Here is a 2,002-nt window from a genome sequence, read left to right as displayed (position 1 = left end):
TGCCGCTCGATCAGCACTTCGATGCTCGCGGTGTCGAACACGTCGGTGCGGAACTCCACCGCGCCACCGATTCCGGCGGGCTCACCGGACTCATCCCAGCGCTCAGCCAGGAAGAAATCCAGATCCATCCGGGCGGTGTGAACGTCGATGGGCAGCGGCGTGAGCTCAACCTCGCCCAATCCCGACCCGTCAGCGGCTGTCGGCAGGTTCTGCCACGACAACACCACCTGAACCAGCGGGTGGTGGGCCAGGGAGCGGGTCGGGTTGAGCCGCTCCACCAGCAGCTCGAACGGCACGTCCTGGTGTTCGTAGGCGGCCAGGCTGCGCGTTTGCACCTGGGCCAGAAGCTCCCCAACACCGGGATCACCGGCCAGATCAACCCGCAACACCAAGGTGTTGACGAAAAACCCGACCAAATTATCGAGCACCGGGTCACGCCGCCCGGCGATCGGGAACCCGACCGCCACATCGGAACTGTCGCTCAGTTTGGAAAGCAGGACCGCCAGCGCGGCCTGCACCACCATGAAAGTGGTCGCTTGGTGCTCCCGGGCAACTGCGGCCACCTGCTGCTGCAGTTCGGCCGGCCAGTCGATCGCAACCCGGTCACCGCGGTAATCGGCCACCGGCGGGTAGGGCCGATCAGTAGGAATCTGCACGTGTTCTGGCATCCCGGCCAGGGCCTGTTCCCAATACGCCAACTGGGCGGCGATGCGGCTGTCAGGGTCTTCCAACTCCCCCAACTGGGCGCGCTGCCACAACGTGTAATCCACATACTGCACGGCCAACGGCGCCCAGCCCGGCGCCTGCCCCACACAGCGGGCGGCGTAAGCCACCTCCAGATCGCGTAGCAGCGGTGCCACTGACCAGCCGTCAGCGGCGATGTGGTGGGCCACCGCTACCAACACGTGCTCATCATCGGCGAGGCGGAAGAGCCGCGCCCGCAACGGAATCTGCGCCGCCAGGTCAAACGGGTGACCGGCTACCGCGCCGATGGCCTCCCCCAACCGGGCTGCCGGCCAACCGGCAGCATCGACAACCTCCCAACCGAAGTCGGCCCGCTCGACCGGAAGCACCAGCTGCTCAGGTGTTCCCTCAGGAGTGGGAAACAGCGTGCGCAGACTCTCATGGCGGGCTACCACGTCAACCAGCGCGACACCGAGCGCGTCGGCATCCAACCCGCCACTCAGCCGCAGGGCCACCGGCAAGTTGTACACGGGAGACGGCCCGTGTAATTGGTCCAAGAACCACAACCGGGACTGGGCAAACGACAACGGCACCACCGCCGGCCGCGGAACGGCCACCAGCGGCGCCAACCCACCCCTACCCTCGCCGATGCGGGTCGCCAACCCGCCCACCGTCGGGGCCTCGAACACCACACGGACCGCAAGGTCGACATCCAAGGCGGTGTTGATCGCGGCGATGAGGCGCATCGCCGACAGTGAATCCCCACCCAAATCGAAGAACGAGTCATCAACCCCGACCGGCTCCACACCCAGCACCCGGGCATAGATGCCGGCCAAGATCTCCTCGGTCGGGTTGGCCGGGGCACGGTAACGATCGGCATCGCCGTAGTCGGGTGCCGGCAACGCCCGGACGTCGAGTTTGCCGTTAGCGGTCAGCGGCAACGCGGTCAGTACCATCACCGCCGCCGGCACCATATATCCGGGCAGCCGCTCGGCCAGCGCAGTCCGTATCTTCGCCGGGTCGCATTCGCCGGTGACATACCCCACCAGGCGCTTATCCCCGCGGCGGTCCTCCCGGGCCACCACCACCGCGGCCTGCACCCCATCCAGCCCGGCCAGCACCGCACGGACCTCACCCAGTTCGATGCGATACCCGCGGATCTTGACCTGCTCATCAGCCCGCCCCACAAAGACCAGCTGCCCGTCCGGACGCCAGCACACCAGATCCCCGGTGCGATACATACGCGCCCCGGCCCCCCCGAACGGACACGCCACAAACCGCGACCCCGTCAACCCCGCGCGGCCCAGATAGCCGACAC

1 protein-coding gene is annotated in these 2,002 nt (G+C 67.3%); it reads right to left on the bottom strand.

Annotation, left to right across the window (positions count from 1 at the left end; translation table 11 throughout):
* Positions 1-2,002 (bottom strand): condensation domain-containing protein (locus AWC08_RS24205; protein WP_142283784.1); only part of this gene is annotated, 2,002 nt, incomplete at both ends.

It is taken from the genome of Mycobacterium gordonae (assembly GCF_002101675.1).
In the GTDB taxonomy this organism is placed as follows: Bacteria; Actinomycetota; Actinomycetes; order Mycobacteriales; family Mycobacteriaceae; genus Mycobacterium; species Mycobacterium gordonae.
This window is presented reverse-complemented; position numbering and strand designations above follow the sequence as displayed.